General features: G+C 49.3%; 1 pseudogene. It reads right to left on the bottom strand.

From position 1 onward, the window contains the following. Window positions 1-317 (bottom strand): annotated as a pseudogene (locus tag HBA93_RS19585) (hypothetical protein); the annotation flags it as partial. Between the last annotated feature and the right edge of the window lie 32 nt (window positions 318-349).

Here is a 349-nt window from a genome sequence, read left to right as displayed (position 1 = left end):
ATATAATCCTGCGCTGTCAATCCGTGCTTTTTCAGCACATCCATCACTTTAGGCTGTTTTTCAATACGGGCAGCCAGTGCCTTCGGAGAGTGATCGCCGGTACCGGCTTCATCATTACTTTGGCCCGACATATCGATTGTATTAAGCTCCGCCTGTGCCGCTTCCATCTTCGTCAGGAATGCTTCATCCAGCGGATAATTGTTTACCTCAGCCGGCACCTCCGGCTTGGCCATTTCCGAAAAACTTTGTGCAAATGCCTGATTGTCTGTCAAAGGCAAGTCAGCAAGACCAGCCATTGTTAAAAAAGACCCAGCCATCAATGTAAGAGCCGGACGACGGAACAGACAGA

This window comes from Ochrobactrum sp. SFR4 (assembly GCF_019730395.1).
Classification (GTDB): Bacteria; Pseudomonadota; Alphaproteobacteria; order Rhizobiales; family Rhizobiaceae; genus Pseudochrobactrum.
The sequence above is the reverse complement of the archived record's forward strand: the minus strand, read 5'-3'. Positions and strand labels throughout refer to the sequence as shown.